Below are 18,385 nucleotides of genomic sequence, written 5' to 3'. Positions count from 1 at the left end.
TCTCGCCCGTCCCGGCCGGACCGCGCCAGGTCCCGGCCGGACCCGAGACGGCCCGATTAGAGTGGGGCCAGGCCACGCCCGAGGACGAAGGAGCTGTCATGAGCGAGACGACCACGCCGGCGGAGCGCGCCGGCGGCTGCGCGTGCGGATGCGGCGCGGGCCACGAGCACGGCGGCCACGAGCACGGCGGCCGCGGCCACGGCGCCCTGCCGGACATCGCCGGACGCCGCAGCCTCGGTCTCACCTCCGCCCGCCCCGGCGAGGGCACCGACCCCGCCGCCCTGGCGCAGCAGGGCCCGCGGCCCGGCGGCGGCTGCGCCTGCGGCCGCCACTGAGCCCGGGCGTCGAACCGGTGGTCCGGCCCGGGCGCCGGGGGAGGTAGTGTCGTCCCGGCCAACGGCCCCGGGGACGACACCGTCCACCGGCGGGCCGGCCGGCCCCGGACAGCCAGGAGGACAACGCGTGCAGGTGTGGAGGGGAACCGAGGAGGTTCCTGCGGACCTCGGCCCGACCGTGGCCACGCTCGGAATCTTCGACGGCGTGCACCGCGGGCACCAGGTGGTGCTCGGCGCGACCGTGGGGGAGGCCGAGGACGCCGGCTGGACCTCTGTCGCCATCACCTTCGACCCGCACCCCGCCACGGTCCACCGCCCTGACGAGCACTTCGAGCTCATCGCGTCCCTGACCGACCGGCTCGAGCGGCTCGCCGCGACCGGGCTGGACGCGGTGCTGGTGCTCGAGTACACCCTCGACCTGGCGCGTCACACCCCCGAGCAGTTCGCCCGGCGCTACCTCGTCGACGCGCTTCGGGCCGGTCTGGTCGTGGTGGGCGAGGACGTGCGCTTCGGCTGGCAGAACGCCGGCGACCAGCACACCATGGTGCGCCTCGGCCACGAGCTGGGGTTCGGCGTCCGGATCGTCAAGGACATCGAGTGCCCGGACACCGGCCGGCGTTGGTCCTCCACGTGGGTGCGCGAGCTCCTCGCCGCCGGCGACGTCGCCGGCGCGGCCAACGTCCTCGGGCGCACCCACCGCGTGCGCGGCGTCGTCGTCCACGGCGCCCAGCGCGGCCGCCAGCTGGGCTACCCCACCGCCAACCTCCTCGCCGACGACCTGGGCGTGGTCCCCGCCGACGGCGTCTACGCCGGCTGGCTCATCCGCCCCGCCCACGCGCCCGACGACGGCACCTCCAAGCGCCTGCCCGCCGCGATCTCGGTGGGCACCAACCCGACGTTCCACGGGGTCGAGCGCACCGTGGAGGCCTACGCGCTGGGCCGCACCGACCTGGACCTGTACGGGGAGGAGGTCGTCGTGGAGCTCGTCGCGCGGCTGCGGCCCATGGTCGCCTTCGACGGGATCCCCGCCCTGCTCGACCAGATGGCCGACGACGTCGCCCGCACCGCCGAACTGCTCGGCGTGCCTGCCCCGCAGCGGTCCGACGCCGCCCGCGCGGCCACGTCGCCAGGCGCCGGCGCGCCCGCCGGCGCGGAGGGCGCGTAGCCGCAGGCCGGCGCGCAACATCGGGCCGCCACGCGCTCGGCCCGCCACGCGCAGCCTCGGGCCAGCACGCGCAACCCGCACGCCCACCCCCTTGCGGGCCTCACCGCCCGGTGCCAGGGTCGAATCACCGATCCCACCCGACGCCGAGACGCCCGGCAGGGGTGCCCCGGTGCCCTGATCGATGCGAGGCGATCATGACCGAGGGCTGGCTGCATTCGCGCGACCCGTTCGACGAGATCTTCAACCGCTTCTTCGGGCCCGGCACGCTGGCCCGGCCGCCGGTCCAACGGGTCGACCTGGGGCGGCTGCTCACCGACGACGCCAAGGCGCTGGTCGGTGCCGCGCACGACGCCGCGCGCGAGTGGGGCAACGCGCAGGTCACCCCCGAGCACCTGCTCTACGCGGCCACGCTCAACGACCCCACCCGCGGGATCATCAGCGAGCTCAAGCTCGACCCCGAGGAGGTGGCCGCCCAGATGCGACAGGTGGCCACCACGAACGCCGGGGCCGCCACCGGCCCCTTGACCTTGAGCCCCGCCGCCAAGCTCGCGCTGCGCGCGGCGCAGCAGCAGGCCCACGAGTCCGGCGCCAGCTACGTCGGGCCCGAGCATCTCCTGCTGGGCATCGCCTCCAACCCCGAGACGCCCGCCGCGCAGGCGCTCTCGGGCGTCCACGTCGGTGACGCCGCGCACGCCGGCCCCCAGCGCGGGCCCGCCGGGCAGCAGCCCAGCGCCACCCCCACCCTCGACCAGTACGGGCGCGACCTCACCGCCGAGGCCCGGGCGGGCAACGTCGACCCGGTGGTCGGCCGCGCCGACGAGATCGAGCAGACCATCGAGATCCTCTCCCGGCGCCGCAAGAACAACCCGGTCCTCATCGGCGACCCGGGCGTGGGCAAGACGGCCATCGTCGAGGGCCTGGCCCAGCGGATCGTCAACGGGGACGTGCCCTCGACCCTCGCCGACCGCCGTGTGATCGCGCTCGACGTCGGCTCGCTCGTCGCCGGCAGCAAGTACCGCGGCGAGTTCGAGGAGCGCCTGACGAAGGTCCTCGACGAGGTCCGCGCCCACCCCAACGAGCTGATCCTCTTCATCGACGAGCTGCACACCATCGTCGGCGCCGGCGCGGCGGAGGGCTCCATGGACGCTGGCAACCTGCTCAAGCCCGCGCTGGCGCGCGGGGACCTCCACTGCGTCGGCGCCACCACCGTGGACGAGTACCGCCGCTACATCGAGAAGGACGCCGCCCTCGAGCGCCGGTTCCAGCCGGTGATGGTCTCCGAGCCGACCGTGGGGGACACCATCGAGATCCTCCGCGGCCTGGTCGACGCCTACGAGGCCCACCACCAGGTCCACTACTCCGACGAGGCCCTCGTCGCTGCGGCCGAGCTGTCCGACCGGTACATCACCGACCGGTTCATGCCCGACAAGGCCATCGACCTCGTCGACCAGGCCGGCGCGCGGGTGCGGCTGCGCGCCAAGACCCCCGACCCCGACACCCGCTCCACCGAGGAGGAGCTGGCCCGGCTGCGCCGGGAGAAGGACTCCGCCGTCTCCGCCGAGGACTACGAGCGGGCCAACGAGCTCAAGGAGCAGATCGACCGCCTCGAGGAGCGGCTCGGCGACGTCGCCACCGCCGCCACCCCCGAGGTGACCGTGGACGACGTCGCCGAGGTCGTCTCCCGCAAGACGGGCATCCCGGTCACGGAGCTGACCACCGAGGAGCGGCAGCGGCTCATGGGTCTCGAGGACGCCCTGCACGCCCGGGTGATCGGCCAGGACGAGGCCGTCACCGCCGTCGCCGAGGCCGTGCGCCGCGCCCGCGCCGGGCTGTCGGACCCGAACCGCCCGATCGGCTCGTTCCTCTTCCTCGGGCCGACCGGCGTGGGCAAGACCGAGCTCGCCAAGGCCCTGGCCGACGCGGTCTTCGGCGACGAGGACCGCATGATCCGGTTCGACATGAGCGAGTTCCAGGAGAAGCACACCGTCTCCCGGCTCGTCGGCGCGCCACCGGGTTACGTCGGCTACGAGGAGGCCGGGCAGCTGACCGACCGGGTCCGGCGCCAGCCGTACTCGGTGATCCTGTTCGACGAGGTGGAGAAGGCCCACCCGGACGTCTTCAACGTGCTGCTGCAGCTGCTCGACGACGGACGGGTCACCGACGCCCAGGGCCGCACGGTGGACTTCAAGAACACCATCGTCATCCTCACGTCCAACATCGGCTCGGACCTCATCCTCGGCGCCGCCGACACCGACCTCGAGGCGCTGATCCCACGGCTGATGGAGCGGCTGCGCTCACACTTCCGGCCCGAGTTCCTCAACCGCATCGACGAGACCGTGGTGTTCCACCGCCTCGACCAGGCGCAGCTGCACCAGATCGTCGGGCTCATCCTCGAGGGCACCCGGCGCCAGCTGCGGGCCCAGGACGTCGAGCTGGACATCACGGACGCCGCCGTCGACCACCTGGCCGAGGAGGGGTTCCAGCCCGAGTTCGGCGCGCGCCCGCTGCGCCGCACCGTCCAGCGCGAGCTGGACAACCGCCTCGCCGGCCTGCTGCTCTCCGGCGCCCTGGCGCCGGGGGACACCGTGCGGGTCGACGCCGACGCCAACGGACTGGTCGTCGAGCGCGCCAGCGCCCGGGGGGAGGAGGGCGCCATGCCCGTCGAGACGGCCGAGGAGGTGCCGGTCGACCCGTCCGGCGGCGCCTGAGGGACCTGTGACGAAGGGCAGGTCGCAGGCGTTCCGGCGCGCCTGATACGCTGGCCCCTGCCGTCAAGCCGGCCACGGATGCGTCATGCCCGGGAGAACATGCCCCGGAGCTCCGTGCAACGACCTACAGGAGAACCACATGGCCCTCGCTGCTGACGTGAAGCAGTCCATCATCGCTGAGTACGCCACCCACGAGGGTGACACCGGTTCGCCGGAGGTCCAGATCGCGATGCTGAGCCAGCGCATCAAGGACCTCACCGAGCACTTCAAGACCCACAAGCACGACCACCACTCGCGCCGCGGTCTCATGCTCCTCATCGGCCAGCGCAAGCGCCTGCTGAACTACCTCGCGCAGGAGGACATCGAGCGCTACCGCAGCCTCATCGCGCGGCTCGGCCTGCGCCGCTGACCGACCGACCGGCTCGGACCCTCGGGTCCGGGCCGGTCCTGCATGCCTGTCCGACGCGGCAGGCGCGCGGGGCCCGAGCGGGCCCACAACTGCACACGCACACCACCTCCGCACCGGCCGCGCGCGACCGGTCCTCGGTAGTGGCCTCCGGAACGCGGGACGACCCGCACCCGTCCGTGGGCCTCGATCGATGACCGCCGGGCCGCCGGGGCGGACGAACCCGAAGGAGGGCACCCATGGAGGGTCCCGAGATCAAGTTCGCCGAAGCCACCATCGACAACGGCAAGTTCGGCACCCGTACCGTCCGGTTCGAGACCGGGCGCCTCGCCCGCCAGGCCGCCGGCTCCGCCGTCGCCTACCTGGACGAGGAGACGATGGTGCTGTCGGCCACCACGGTCGGCAAGCACCCCAAGGACCAGTTCGACTTCTTCCCGCTCACCGTCGACGTCGAGGAGCGCCAGTACGCCGCGGGCAAGATCCCCGGCTCGTTCTTCCGCCGCGAGGGCCGCCCCTCGACCGAGGCCATCCTCGCCTGCCGCCTCATCGACCGCCCGCTGCGCCCGTCCTTCGTCAAGGGCCTGCGCAACGAGGTCCAGGTCGTCGAGACGGTCCTGGCGATCCACCCCGACGACGCCTACGACGTCCTGGCCATCAACGCCGCCTCGATGTCCACCCAGATCTCCGGCCTGCCGTTCTCCGGCCCCATCGGCGGCGTGCGCATCGCGCTGATCGACGGCCAGTGGGTCGCCTTCCCGCGCTACAGCGAGGTCGAGAAGGCCGTCTTCTCGATGGTCGTCGCCGGCCGCGTCGTCACCAAGAGCGACGGCACCACCGACGTCGCCGTGATGATGGTCGAGGCCGAGGCCACCGACAACGCCTGGACCCTCATCAAGGAGCACGGCGCCCAGGCCCCGACCGAGGAGGTCGTGGCCGAGGGCCTCGAGGCCGCCAAGCCGTTCATCCAGGCCCTCGTCGAGGCCCAGCAGCAGCTCGCCGCCGAGTCCGCGAAGCCGACCGCGGAGTTCCCGCGCTTCCTCGACTACGAGGACGACGCCTACGCCGCCGTCGAGGAGCAGGTCTCCGCCGACCTCGAGCAGGCCATCACCATCCCCGGCAAGCAGGAGCGCGAGGTCCGCCAGGACGAGATCCGCGCCGCGATGCTCGAGGCGCTGGGCGAGCGGTTCGAGGGCCGCGAGAAGGAGCTCACCGCCGCCTTCCGCGCCGTGACGAAGAAGGCCGTGCGCCACCGCGTCCTCAAGGACGGCGTGCGAATGGACGGGCGCGGCCTCAAGGACATCCGCACCCTCTCCGCCGAGGTCGAGGTGCTGCCCCGGGTCCACGGCTCGGCGCTGTTCGAGCGCGGCGAGACCCAGATCCTCGGCGTCACCACGCTGAACATGCTGCGCATGGAGCAGCAGCTGGACACCCTCTCCCCGGTGACCCGCAAGCGGTACATGCACAACTACAACTTCCCGCCCTACTCGACCGGTGAGACCGGCCGCGTGGGCTCGCCCAAGCGCCGCGAGATCGGCCACGGCGCGCTCGCCGAGCGGGCGCTCGTGCCCGTCCTGCCCACCCGCGAGGAGTTCCCCTACGCGATCCGGCAGGTCTCCGAGGCGCTGGGCTCCAACGGCTCGACGTCGATGGGCTCGGTGTGCGCCTCCACCCTGTCCCTGCTCAACGCCGGCGTGCCGCTGCGCGCGCCCGTCGCGGGCATCGCCATGGGCCTGATGTCCGACTCGGTGGACGGTGAGACGCGTTACGCGGCCCTCACCGACATCCTCGGTGCCGAGGACGCCTTCGGCGACATGGACTTCAAGGTCGCCGGCACCCGCGAGTTCGTCACCGCCATCCAGCTCGACACCAAGCTCGACGGCATCCCCGCCTCGGTGCTGGCCGGCGCGCTGACCCAGGCCCGCGACGCCCGCCTGTACATCCTCGACGTCATGCACGAGGCCATCGACTCCCCGGACGAGATGGCCCCGACCGCCCCGCGCGTCATCACCGTCAAGGTCCCGGTGGACAAGATCGGCGAGGTCATCGGCCCCAAGGGCAAGATGATCAACCAGATCCAGGAGGACACCGGCGCGGACATCTCCATCGAGGACGACGGCACCGTCTACATCGGCGCCACCGACGGCCCCTCCGCCGAGGCGGCCCGCCAGGCCGTCAACGCCATCGCCAACCCGCAGATGCCCGAGGTCGGCGAGCGGTTCGTGGGCACGGTCGTCAAGACCACGTCCTTCGGCGCCTTCGTCTCCCTCACCCCGGGCAAGGACGGCCTGCTGCACATCTCGCAGATCCGTCGCCTCGTGGGCGGCAAGCGCGTGGAGAACGTCGAGGACGTCCTCAACGTCGGCGACAAGGTCCAGGTCGAGCTCGCCGAGATCGACCCGCGCGGCAAGCTCTCGCTGCACGCCGTGGTCGAGGGCGAGGAGGAGGGCGCCGAGGCGCCCGAGTCCGGCGACGGCGAGGAGCAGGACGCCGGCCGCGACGGTCAGCACCGCGAGGGCGGGCGCCGCGAGGGGGGTCGCCGCGAGGGCGGCCGCCGTCGCGAGCGCACCCGCACCCGCAAGCACGAGGGGGAGGACGCCGGCGAGGCGGCCGCGCCCCAGGGTGCCGACGCCTGAGGATGCCCCAGCCGCTTCACCTGGGCCCGGCGGGAGCGCCGGGCACCGAGATCCACGCCGAGCAGGACGGCAGCGTCATCAGGCGCTCCGTCCTGCCCGGCGGGATCCGGGTCCTCACCGAGGCCATGCCGGGCCAGCGCTCGACGGCGGTGGGCGCCTGGGTGGCCGTCGGCTCGCGTGACGAGACCGACGGGCACTTCGGCTCCACCCACTTCCTCGAGCACCTGCTGTTCAAGGGCACCTCGAACCGGTCCGCCCTGGACATCGCCGAGGCGTTCGACGCCGTCGGCGGGGAGGCCAACGCCGCCACCGGCAAGGAGCACACCTGCTACTACGCGCGGGTGCTCGACGCCGACCTGCCCATGGCGGTGGACGTCATCGCCGACATGGTCACCTCCTCGGTCATCGACGCCGGCGAGCTCGAGACCGAGCGCGGGGTCATCCTCGAAGAGCTCGCGATGAACGACGACGACCCGGTCGACGTCGCCCACGAGCGCTTCACGTCCGGCGTGCTCGGCGACCACCCGCTCGGGCGGCCCATCGGCGGCACCCCGGAGACCATCCGGGCCGTGCCGCGCGACGCCGTCGTCGAGCACTACCGGCGCACCTACGTCCCGCACGAGCTCGTCGTCACCGCGGCGGGCAGCGTCGACCACGACGCGCTGTGCGCGCAGGTGCTCGACGCCGTGCGGGCCGGCGGGTGGACCCTCGACCCGGTGGCCGTCCCGGCCGCCCGGCGCACCGGCGCGGCCGAGCTGCGCGGCGTGGTGCCCGGCTCGGGCGCCGTCGTGCTGCCCGGCCCGCAGTCCGTGCCGCTGCCCGGGGAGGGCAGCGGGGTGACCGTGCGCCGCCCCACCGAGCAGGCCAACGTGCTGCTCGGTGGGCCAGGCATCGCCGCCGGCGACGAGCGCCGCTACGTCCTGTCCGTGCTCACCACCGTCCTCGGCGGCGGCATGAGCTCGCGGTTGTTCCAGGAGATCCGCGAGAAGCGGGGCCTGGCCTACTCCACCTACGCCTTCGCCTCCTCCTACGCCGAGGCCGGCACCTTCGGCCTGTACGCCGGCTGTGCGCCGGGCAACGTCACCCAGGTGGTCGAGCTGCTCGGCGCCGAGTGGGACCGCCTGGTGCGCGACGGCGTCGACGAGGACGAGCTGCGCCGCGGCGTCGGCCAGCTGCGCGGCAACCTCGTGCTCGGCCTGGAGGACAACGGCTCACGCATGTCCCGGCTGGGCCGGGCCGAGATCGTCCACGGCGAGCTGACCAGCCTGGACGAGATGATCGAGCAGATCTCCCAGGTCACCGCCGAGCAGGTGCGCGATCTCGCCGCCGACCTCGCCGCCCGGCCGCGTTCGCTCGTGGTGGTCGGCCCGTTCGACGACGACGTCGCCGCGCGGATCCTCGGGACGCGCGCCTCCGCCTGACGCGGCTGGCGGCGCGGCCGGTCACGACGGCAGCCGCGCCGCTCAGCTCAGACCACCTCGGTCAGCCAGCGCACCAGCGCCGCCCGGATCGCCGCGTGGTCCTTGGCCAGGCTGTGGTCGCCCTCGACGACGACCACCTCCCGGCCCGGGCCGCGAGGTGGGACGCCGAACGGGTCGCGGGCGCCCTGGACGACCAGCGTGGGCACGCCCGCGCCGTCGAGCTCGGGCAGCCGGCTGGGCCGGTCGGCCTTGCCCGGCGGGCGCAGCGGGAAGGCCAGGCACAGCACCGCTACGGCGCCGACCGCACCGGCCGTCCGGCACGCCACCCGCGCGCCGGAGGAGCGCCCGCCGACCACGAGCGGCAGCCCGGCGAGGTCGGCCTCACGCAGGTGCGCCGCCACCGCGGTCCACGCGGCGTCGAGCTGGCGGGCCGGGGCCGGCGCCCGGCGCCCCGCCACCCGGTATGGCTGCTCGACGAGGGCGACGCTCAGGTCCGCGGCCACGGCCACGTCCGCGGCGAGCACCAGGTCCTTGGCGGAGACCCCGCCCCCGGCGCCGTGGCCGAGCATCAGCGCCGCCCGCGGTGTGGCCGCTCGGCGCAGGTGCACCCGCGCCGGGCCGTGCGGGGTCGCCACCTCGACGACGTCGGCCGGGGGTGCCGCGCCGTCGCCGTCCGGCCCCTGCTGGCCGGCCCCGGCCTGGGGTGCCTCCTGGGTCATCGTCCCGCTCCCGTCAGTCCCGCGCGCTCTCGCGACCGCGCCTTCCGACCGCGCCTCGCGACCGCGCGCTCTCGCGACCGCGCCTCGCGCCCGCCAGGTCACCCTGATCCTCCCATCTGCCGGGCGCTGCACCGGGTCCGACGTCCGCGGGCGCCCCCTGGCCCGGTGGCAAGATCTGGCAACTCGTTGCCGCGACGTGACCGACGTCTCAGAGTGTCCCCCACTGGGATTCACCTGGGAGCCGACCGGATGGTCGGGGGCGTCGGCGCCTCCGTCGGACGGACGGCGTCAGTTTCGTGGTACGGGGGCACCGCGAGGAGTCGCCCGACCACCCGTCGAGGTCGAGGGAGACCAGCACATGAGCACACGCAGATCGCGACGACGGGGGCTCGCGGCGGTGGCTGTCGCCATCCCGTTGTCCCTCGCGCTGGCGGGCGGAGCGTTCGCGGCGCCGCCGGACCACTCCAGCGCCGGCGGCAACCCGCCGGCGCACTCGAACGCCGGCGGCAAGAACGCGCAGCAGGTGGAGTCGCGCGTCAAGCCGATCATCAAGCAGGGGCAGCGGTCCTTCCGCGACCTCAACGCCAACGGCAAGATCGACCCCTACGAGGACTGGACCAAGTCGACCGACAAGCGGGTCGCCGATCTCGTCGCGCGCATGACGCTGGAGGAGAAGGCCGGCCTCATGCTCATCGACACGCTCAACGCCGAGTGCGACCAGGCGACGCAGACCCGGGGCGTGCCCGGCGCGAGCACGGCGGACTATCTCGACAACCAGTACATGCACCGTTTCATCTTCCGCAACACCGTCACCGGCGCGGACAAGGCGGTGTGCGGGCAGCCGGGCAGCGGCTTCGGCGCCACGACCTCGGTGACTCCGTCCGAGGCCGCCACCTACATGAACACCATCCAGGAGCTGAGCGAGGCCACGCGGCTCGGCATCCCGGTGCTGTACAAGTCCAACGCCCGCAACCACATCGACCCGGACGCGCGGGCCGGCATCAACGAGTCCGCCGGCGCCATGAGCGCCTTCCCGAAGGAGGCCGGCATCGCCGCCGCCGCGCTCGGCGAGCAGACCCGCAAGACCGGCAAGGCCCCCACCACGGGCGACATGTCCGTCGTCGAGGACTTCGCCGAGGTCATGGGCGACGAGTGGTCCTCCATCGGCCTGCGCGGCATGTACGGCTACATGGCGGACCTGTCCACCGAGCCGCGGTGGTACCGCACGCACGAGACGTTCACCGAGGACGCCGACCTCAACGCCAACATCATGAAGACTCTGGTCGGCACCCTGCAGGGCCCCGTCGACAAGAACGGCGTCTCCCTCAGCCCCGACAGCGACGTCGCCCTGACGATGAAGCACTTCCCGGGCGGCGGCCCTCAGGAGCTTGGCCTCGACCCGCACTACTCCTTCGGCAAGACCCAGGTGTACCCGGGCGGCGCCTTCGGCGAGCACCTCAAGCCGTTCGAGGCCGCCATCGACGCCGGCGTGTCGGCGATCATGCCGTACTACGGCGCCCCGATCGACCTGACCTACGACGGCGTCACCTACGACAACACCGGCATGGCGTTCTCCAACCAGATCGTCAACGACCTGCTGCGCGGCAAGCTCGGCTTCCAGGGGTACGTCAACTCCGACACCGGGATCATCACCGACCGCGCCTGGGGCCTGGAGCGCAACACCGTGCCCGAGCGCGTCGCGGCCGCCATCAACGGCGGCACGGACACCCTCTCGGGCTTCCACGACGTCCAGACGATCATCGACCTCGTCGAGTCCGGCCAGGTGACCGAGGAGCGCGTGACGCTCGCCGCCACGCGGCTGCTCACCCCGATGTTCCAGATGGGCCTGTTCGAGGACCCCTACGTCGACCCGGCGGCGGCCGACGAGACGGTGGGCAGCGCGCAGAACCGCGCGGTCGGCCTCGACGTCCAGCGCAAGTCCGCCGTGCTGCTGCAGAACAACACCACCGAGGACGGCGACAAGGCCCTGCCGCTGAAGAAGGGCTCCACGGTCTACATCCTCGGGGACTTCAACGAGGCCGCCGTCGCCGCCGAGGGCTTCACCGTCATCAACGGCAACACGCTCGTCGACGGCAAGCGGCCCAGCGCCGCCGACGCCGACTACGCGATCATCAACGTCACGGCGAAGAACAAGAACACTGCCACGTTCGACAGCCGCGCCGCCGCCGCCGACCCGAGCACACCGGTCAACCCGATCGTCATGCCGGGCACCGCCGCCCTCGACGGGCAGCACCCGTTCGGCGCCGAGGACGTCTGCGTCTCCTACGACACCACGGCGCCGTGCACGGACAACGGCTTGCGCTTCGGCGGTTCCCTGCCGTGGGAGTCCGGCATCTTGGACTTCTCCGGCATGGCGCAGGCTCAGTCGTGGCAGGTCGTGCCGGCGCTGAGCGACATCCAGCAGGTCATGAACGAGGTCGGCGCGGAGAACACCGTCCTGCACGTCTACTTCCGTCAGCCCTTCGTCCTCGACGAGGCGAGCCACCTGCGCGACGCCGGTGCCATCGTGGCCGGCTTCGGCATCAGCGACACCGCGCTCATGGACGTCCTCTCGGGCGACTTCAAGCCACAGGGCAAGATGCCGTTCGCCCTCGCGGGCACGCGCGCGGCCATCGAGCAGCAGTACAGCGACCTGCCCGGCTACAAGGAGACCGACGACGGCGAGCTGTTCCCCTTCGGGTTCGGCCTCACCTACGAGAACTGACCCGGCGTTACCTACGAGAACTGACCCCGGCCTCACCTAGGAGGACGGAACCGGCTCCGCACAGGCGGCACTGACGCCGCCTCGGCGAGCCCCCACCTGCGGGTGGGGACTCGCCCGTGTGCTGCGCCCTCCGCCGTCGGTCGGCCGGTGGTCCACCGCGGCTCACCTGTGTGCCGATCGCCTAGGCTGCCTGCGTGACTTCCCCCCTCGCAGTCGCAGTGATCGGCGCCCATGGACGGATGGGCCAGGCGGCGTGCGACGCCGTTGAGAGCGCGGACGACCTTGAGCTCGTCGCCAAGCTGGGCTCCGCCGACAGCATCGACGCGCTCGCGGGCAGCGGCGCGACGGTGGCGGTCGAGTTCACGGTCCCGGGGGCGACCGAGGCCAACGTGCACGCCCTCATCGACGCGGGGCTGAGCGTCGTCGTCGGCACAACCGGGTGGACCGACGAGTCGCTCGACCGGGTGCGCCGACACCTCGAGGAGCGCAACGCCGGGCGCGACGGCGATGACGCTCTCGGGGTCCTCATCGCCCCGAACTTCGCCCTCTCCGCGGTGCTCGCGATGACGTTCGCGAAGCAGGCGGCCCGCTTCTTCGAGTCGGCCGAGGTGGTCGAGCTCCACCACCCGAACAAGGTCGACGCCCCGTCGGGCACGGCGCTCACCACCGCGCGCCACATCGCCGAGGCCCGGGCCGCGGCCGGGCTGGGCGCCATGCCGGACGCCACGCAGACACAGGTCGACGGCGCTCGCGGCGCGGTGGTCGACGGCGTGCACGTCCACGCGGTCCGGCTGCGCGGCCTCGTGGCGCACGAGGAGATCCTGCTGGGCAACCCCGGCGAGCAGCTGACCATCCGCACGGACTCCTTCGACCGGTCCAGCTTCATGCCCGGCGTCCTCCTCGCCGTGCGCGAGGTCGTCGGCCGGCCCGGTGTGACCTTCGGGCTCGACCAGGTGCTCGACCTCAGCTGAGGTTCGGCGTCGGGCCGACGACAGGCGCGCCGCTGGCACGCGCCTGGGCCAGGCGCTGGGAAGGCGGTCAGCACGGTGGGGCAGACGATGAGCCGCGTCAGAACGGCGGCGGGTCCTCGGCCGGCGGCGCGGCGCCTGGCGGCTTGTTGACCTCGCGGCGATAGGTATGGCCGGTCGGGGCGATCCAGACGCTGTCCCCGGTCGCGGGATCGCGGTGGGTCCGCCAGGCCTTGGTGGTCTTGGCGCCGTGGTGGGAGCGGCAGCGGGAGTACAGGGTGTCCAGCCGGGTCTGGACCTCGGAGGCGGCCCGGCTGGGGTCGTACTCCGGGGTGTGGTCGAGGTCGCAACGCCAGGCCGGGACGCGGCAGCCGATGTAGGTGCAGGTGACGTCCCGGGCGACGACGGTGCGGGCCAGGACCGCCCCGGGGCGGTACGCCTTGGTGCCCAGGGCGACCACCTCGCCGGTGGTGGCGTCGGTGATCAGCGCCTGCCAGGTCGCGTCCAGGGCGATCTCGCGGGCGAGGTCGGCGGGAATGGGCCCGTAGCCGGCGAGGAGGCCCGGGGCGTCGTCGAGGCCCAGGAGGGTGCCCGCTCCGATGGTGACCTGCAGGTGCGGTCGGCGACGTGCGGGCGTGGGCAGCTCGGCGCCGTCGAGGTCGAGGCCGCGGTCGAGCAGGGTGCGGAACAGGTCCCGAAAGGCGTCGGCACGGCGCTGGTCTGCGCTGCGGGTGTCGCCTGGGGTCTTGGCGGCGGCGGCGAGGCTGTCGAGGTAGGTGCGGGTGGCCTCGGCGTCGTCGCAGCGCAGCAGTGCCGACACCCAGGACATCCCGTCGTGGGCCGGCTCGACGGTCACCGCGCGCTCGGCGTAGGCCGTGGCGTGGCGCTTGGCGGCGTGGTCGGGGTCGTGGGCCAGGGCCGCCCGGCGCATCCGGTCGCGCAGCTGGGGCCCGGTGAGGTTGGCCGCGGTGGGCAGCAGGCGGGCGTGGAGGGCGCGGAGCTTCTTGCCGGGCAGGCCGTAGATGGGATCGAGGAGGATCTTGGACTTGGCGGTGTCGATCTCCCCGCGGGCGAGGGCGTCGGCGACCTCGGGGTAGTCGTCGAGCTGGGTGGCGTAGCCGACCTTGGCCTCGGCGCCGTAGCGGGTGATGCCCAGGCGGGCCTGGATCTCGAAGGCGGCGAGGACCTCGGGGTGCGGGCCGGGCTTGGGGGCCGGGGTGCGGCGGGCGAGGAGCTCGGTGATCAGGCGCGCCTGGGCGGCGGTGGCCCAGCCGACCATGCGCTCGTAGCCGGCGATCGCCTCGACCACGGTGGCGTCATCGAGGTCGGCGGGGGACAGCGCGGCTAGGCGGCGGGCCAGGACCGGCCCGGGAGCGGTGAGCTCGAGGTCGGCGGCCGGCCCCGGGCCGAGCCCGAACCGGCTCTGCCCGCCGCCGCTGTCGCCGTCGTCGGGGTCGGGCCGTCTGTCCGCAGGGTCGTCGTTGACCATGCCCACACGCTATGACCGACCACCGACATTCCATCGGGCCGGGTGAACCGAGCCGGAGGGGGTGTGGACGGACCAGCCGAGGGGCATTGGTGGGCGAGTCGGACGGGTGGGACGGCCGAGCCGGATGGCATGAGGACGGGACACAGCGGCCGGGGAGAACCCGCCCTGGACTCAGAGCTCGGCGTACCAGCAGATCTCGGTCACCGGTGTGCCCGCCACGTCGAGGGTGCGCCGCACGCCGGCGGGGGCGAAGCCGGCCTGGCTGAGGAACCGGGTGCGCGACTCGTCGTCCTGCACGGCCCACGCCTGCACCCGCGTCGCGCCCTGCTCGCGCAGGAGGTCGACGCACGCCGCGAGCAGCCGGGAGCCGTGCCCCCGGCGGGCGTGGGCGGCGGGCACCTCCAGGGCGAGGATCTCCGCGACGGCCCGGGCGGGGCCGGGGGAGGGCGCCCCGGCCGGGTGTCCCTCGTCGTCGTCGCCGGGGCCGGCCTCGACCTCCACCGCGGTCTCCGCCGGCGCGAACGCCGCGAAGCCCACCACCTGGGCGCCGGCGCACGCCGTGAGGACCCGGTGCCGGGGCGACGGCGGCGTGGTGATGGCCCCGCGCCAGGCGGCACCGAGCGCGGCCGCGTCGATCGAGGCACCGACCGCCGGGTCCAGCTCGCCCACGGCCGCCGTCAGCGTCGCCCGCAGGGTGCGGGCGTGGATGTCGCCGAGCGCCTCGGCGTCCTCGGGCAGTGCCGGGCGGACGGAGTGGTCGGCGGTGGGCCGGAGCGGGTCGCTGTGGGCGTGACCGGCGTGCGCGGGATCGTTCCCCGGCCCGCCGGCGCCGCCGGACTCCGCCAGGAGGCGGCCGAGCAGGTCGTCGTGGGCGTCGTCGGCGGAGGTCACGCCCCCCAGGCTAGCGGCCGGCCGGGTGGCGGGGAGCCGGCGAGCGTCGCCGTGCCGGGCAGCCACGGTGGTGACCGCCACCACGATGTGGGATGGCGGTCTCCTGGCGCCCCGCGCGGGCGTTACGGTTCGTGCATGACCGAGCAGATCGCCACCCACCTCCCGTCGCGCACCTTCGGGTCCGTCTCGACGGCGATGGTCACGCCCTTCCACGCCGACGGCTCGATCGACATCGACTCGGCCATCAGGGTGGCGGTCCGCCTCGTCGACGACGGGTGCGACGCCCTCGTGCTCAACGGCACCACCGGCGAGTCGCCCACCACCCACCAACCGGAGAAGGACGACCTCGTGCGCGCCGTCGTCGACGCGGTGGGGGACCGGGCCATGGTCATCGGCGGCGCCGGGTCCAACGACACCGCGCACGCGGTCCGCATCGCCCAGGGCGCCGAGCGCTCCGGGGCGCGCGGCGTGCTCGTCGTGTCCCCGTACTACAACCGGCCCTCCCAGGAGGGCGTGTACCGGCACATCAAGGCGGTCGCCGACGCGGTCGACGTGCCGGTGCTGCTCTACGACATCCCCGGCCGCACCGGCGTCGCCATCGGCGACGACACCCTCGACCGGCTCGCCGAGCACCCGCGCATCCTCGGCGTGAAGGACGCCACCGGCAACGTGCCCGCCGGCTTCGAGCGGATGGCGCGCACCGGGCTCGAGTACTACTCCGGCGACGACGGGCTGAACTTCGACTGGCTGGCGCACGGCGCCTCCGGCGTCGTGTCCGTCGTGGGCCACGTGGCGGCCGGGGCCTACGCGGAGATGGTCCGCGAGGTCGACGCCGGGGACCTGCCCGGCGCCCGCGAGGTCGCCGCGCGCATGCGCCCGCTCGTCGCGGCGATCATGGGCGGTGGCCAGGGCGCCGTCATGGCCAAGGCCGCCGTGTACCTCCAGGGCCTCATCGAGAGCCCCGCCGTGCGCCTGCCGCTGGTCGAGGCCTCCCCGGCCGAGGTGGCCGTCCTCGCACAGACCCTGCGCGAGCACGCCCTCATCCCGGCCTGACCGGCTCCCGGGCGCGCTCACCCGCACCGCGCAGGCGGCCCCGGCCGGCGGGTGACGCTGGTCACCCCGGCGCCGGGGAGCGGGCCTGCCGGGCCCATCGGCGGCCCGGCCTGGCAGGATGGGCTCGTGAGTCACCCGCATCCTGAGCTGTCAGCCCCCGGTCCCATCCCGCAGCGCGGCCTGCGCATCGTCCCGCTCGGCGGCCTCGGCGAGGTCGGGCGCAACATGACGGTCTTCGAGGTGAACGGCAAGCTGCTCGTCGTCGACTGCGGCGTGCTCTTCCCCGAGGACAACCAGCCCGGCGTCGACCTCATCCTCCCCGACTTCGAGTACATCGCGGACCGGCTGGACGACATCGAGGCGATCGTCCTGACCCACGGCCACGAGGACCACATCGGCGGCGTGCCCTACCTGCTGCGGCTGCGCCACGACATCCCGCTCATCGGCTCCCAGCTCACCCTCGCGTTCGTCGAGGCCAAGCTCAAGGAGCACCGCATCTCCCCGATCACGCTCGCCGTGCAGGAGGGCCAGCGCGAGCAGCTCGGCCCGTTCGGCCTCGAGTTCGTCGCCGTCAACCACTCCATCCCCGACGCGCTCGCGGTGATGATCCGCACCTCGGCGGGCAACGTGCTCCACACCGGCGACTTCAAGATGGACCAGCTGCCCCTGGACGGCCGGATCACCGACCTGCGCGCCTTCGCCCGCCTGGGCGAGGAGGGCGTGGACCTGTTCATGACCGACTCGACCAACGCCGAGGTCCCCGGCTTCACCGCCCACGAGCGCAACATCGGCCCGGTGCTCGACAGCGTCTTCGGGCAGGCCGAGGGGCAGATCGTCGTCGCGAGCTTCGCCTCCCACGTCCACCGCGTCCAGCAGGTGCTCGACGCCGCCGCCCTGCACGACCGCAAGGTTGCCCTGGTGGGCCGGTCCATGGTCCGCAACATGACCATCGCCGCCGACCTCGGCTACCTCAAGGTGCCGCCGGGCACCCTCATCGACGTCAAGAAGGTCGACGACTACCCGGCCGACGAGGTCGTGCTCATGTGCACCGGCTCCCAGGGCGAGCCGATGGCGGTGCTGAGCCGGATCGCGAACCGCGACCACCCGCGCATCTCCGTGGGCCCCGGCGACACGGTCGTCTTCGCCAGCTCCCTCATCCCGGGCAACGAGAACTCCGTCTTCCGGGTCATCAACGGCCTCATGCGGCTGGGCGCCAAGGTGGTGCACCAGGGCAACGCCAAGGTCCACGTCTCCGGCCACGCCAGCGCCGGCGAGCTGCTCTACTGCTACAACATCGTCCGCCCGAAGAACGTCATGCCGGTGCACGGCGAGATCCGCCACCTCGTGGCCAACGGCGCCCTCGCCGTCTCCACCGGGGTGCCGGCCGAGCGGGTGGTGCTGGCGGAGGACGGCGTCGTCGTCGACCTCGTCGACGGCAAGGCCCGCATCGCCGGCGCCGTGCCGTGCGGCTACGTCTACGTCGACGGCTCCTCGGTCGGCGAGATCACCGACGCCGAGCTCAAGGACCGCCGGATCCTCGGCGAGGAGGGGTTCATCTCCATCTTCGCCGTGGTGGACACCTCCACCGGCCAGGTGCTCACCGGCCCGCACATCCAGGCCCGCGGCATGGCCGAGGACGACTCCGTCTTCGACGCGATCCTGCCGGACGTCACCAACGCGCTCAACGAGGTCGTGGGCCGCGGCAACGCCGACACCCACCAGATGCAGCAGGCCATGCGGCGGGTCGTGGGCCGGTGGGCCGCGAAGCGGCTGCGGCGCAGCCCGATGATCATCCCCACGGTCGTCGAGGCCTAGCTGGGGCGTGGCCCTTGGTGCGTCGGGCCAGATGGTGACGGCGCGCAGGACGACTCC

Annotated in this window: 13 protein-coding genes; 10 read left to right on the top strand and 3 right to left on the bottom strand. The window is 73.4% G+C overall.

The genetic code is table 11. The annotated features are described in order from the left end of the window. Nucleotides 1-98 precede the first annotated feature (98 nt). From GD880_RS00340 to GD880_RS00315, 6 genes are all read left to right on the top strand, one after another. Complete coding sequence (locus GD880_RS00340; protein WP_152229653.1) at nucleotides 99-335, top strand: hypothetical protein; 237 nt, start codon at nucleotides 99-101, stop codon at nucleotides 333-335. 127 nt (nucleotides 336-462) lie between these two features. After that, nucleotides 463-1,500 carry a bifunctional riboflavin kinase/FAD synthetase gene (locus GD880_RS00335; RefSeq protein WP_152229652.1) on the top strand — a complete coding sequence of 346 codons (1,038 nt, stop codon included), beginning with the start codon at nucleotides 463-465 and terminating at the stop codon, nucleotides 1,498-1,500. A gap of 194 nt (nucleotides 1,501-1,694) precedes the next feature. Continuing rightward, nucleotides 1,695-4,208: an ATP-dependent Clp protease ATP-binding subunit gene (locus tag GD880_RS00330; protein ID WP_152229651.1), complete on the top strand. Its 2,514-nt coding sequence runs from the start codon at nucleotides 1,695-1,697 to the stop codon at nucleotides 4,206-4,208. A gap of 139 nt (nucleotides 4,209-4,347) precedes the next feature. Next, nucleotides 4,348-4,617, top strand: coding sequence for a 30S ribosomal protein S15 (gene rpsO / locus GD880_RS00325; RefSeq protein ID WP_152229650.1), 270 nt, complete (start codon nucleotides 4,348-4,350; stop codon nucleotides 4,615-4,617). A 236-nt stretch (nucleotides 4,618-4,853) separates the two neighbouring features. Next, the gene (locus GD880_RS00320; RefSeq protein ID WP_152229649.1) at nucleotides 4,854-7,247 is read left to right on the top strand and encodes a polyribonucleotide nucleotidyltransferase; all 2,394 of its coding nucleotides are present in this window, start codon (nucleotides 4,854-4,856) and stop codon (nucleotides 7,245-7,247) included. Between the two features lie 2 nt (nucleotides 7,248-7,249). After that, nucleotides 7,250-8,668 carry a M16 family metallopeptidase gene (locus GD880_RS00315; RefSeq protein ID WP_152229648.1) on the top strand — a complete coding sequence of 473 codons (1,419 nt, stop codon included), beginning with the start codon at nucleotides 7,250-7,252 and terminating at the stop codon, nucleotides 8,666-8,668. 47 nt (nucleotides 8,669-8,715) lie between these two features. On the opposite strand, the gene GD880_RS00310 is transcribed toward GD880_RS00315, so the two are convergent. Beyond that, entirely contained in the window at nucleotides 8,716-9,387 is a 672-nt protein-coding gene (locus GD880_RS00310) for an alpha/beta hydrolase family protein (protein ID WP_226909265.1), read from the bottom strand. 358 nt (nucleotides 9,388-9,745) lie between these two features. Here GD880_RS00310 and GD880_RS00305 point away from each other — a divergent pair, with 358 nt between their 5' ends. After that, nucleotides 9,746-12,112, top strand: a complete 2,367-nt coding sequence (locus GD880_RS00305) for a glycoside hydrolase family 3 protein (RefSeq protein WP_152229647.1) — start codon at nucleotides 9,746-9,748, stop codon at nucleotides 12,110-12,112. A gap of 194 nt (nucleotides 12,113-12,306) precedes the next feature. Next, nucleotides 12,307-13,083 (top strand): 4-hydroxy-tetrahydrodipicolinate reductase, encoded by a 777-nt coding sequence (gene dapB, locus GD880_RS00300; RefSeq protein WP_152229646.1) that lies wholly within the window; start codon nucleotides 12,307-12,309, stop codon nucleotides 13,081-13,083. A gap of 97 nt (nucleotides 13,084-13,180) precedes the next feature. Here the strand turns inward: dapB and GD880_RS00295 are convergent, their stop codons facing one another. Then, entirely contained in the window at nucleotides 13,181-14,569 is a 1,389-nt protein-coding gene (locus GD880_RS00295) for a DUF222 domain-containing protein (protein ID WP_152229645.1), read from the bottom strand. 171 nt (nucleotides 14,570-14,740) lie between these two features. Further along, entirely contained in the window at nucleotides 14,741-15,460 is a 720-nt protein-coding gene (locus GD880_RS00290) for a GNAT family N-acetyltransferase (protein ID WP_193314298.1), read from the bottom strand. Nucleotides 15,461-15,595: 135 nt separating this feature from the next. Here GD880_RS00290 and dapA point away from each other — a divergent pair, with 135 nt between their 5' ends. Then, entirely contained in the window at nucleotides 15,596-16,513 is a 918-nt protein-coding gene (gene dapA, locus GD880_RS00285; protein WP_152229643.1) for a 4-hydroxy-tetrahydrodipicolinate synthase, read from the top strand. A gap of 126 nt (nucleotides 16,514-16,639) precedes the next feature. Further along, entirely contained in the window at nucleotides 16,640-18,328 is a 1,689-nt protein-coding gene (locus tag GD880_RS00280; RefSeq protein ID WP_152229642.1) for a ribonuclease J, read from the top strand. Nucleotides 18,329-18,385: the final 57 nt, after the last annotated feature.

It is taken from the genome of Georgenia ruanii (assembly GCF_009193175.1).
Classification (GTDB): Bacteria; Actinomycetota; Actinomycetes; order Actinomycetales; family Actinomycetaceae; genus Georgenia; species Georgenia ruanii.
The sequence above is the reverse complement of the archived record's forward strand: the minus strand, read 5'-3'. Positions and strand labels throughout refer to the sequence as shown.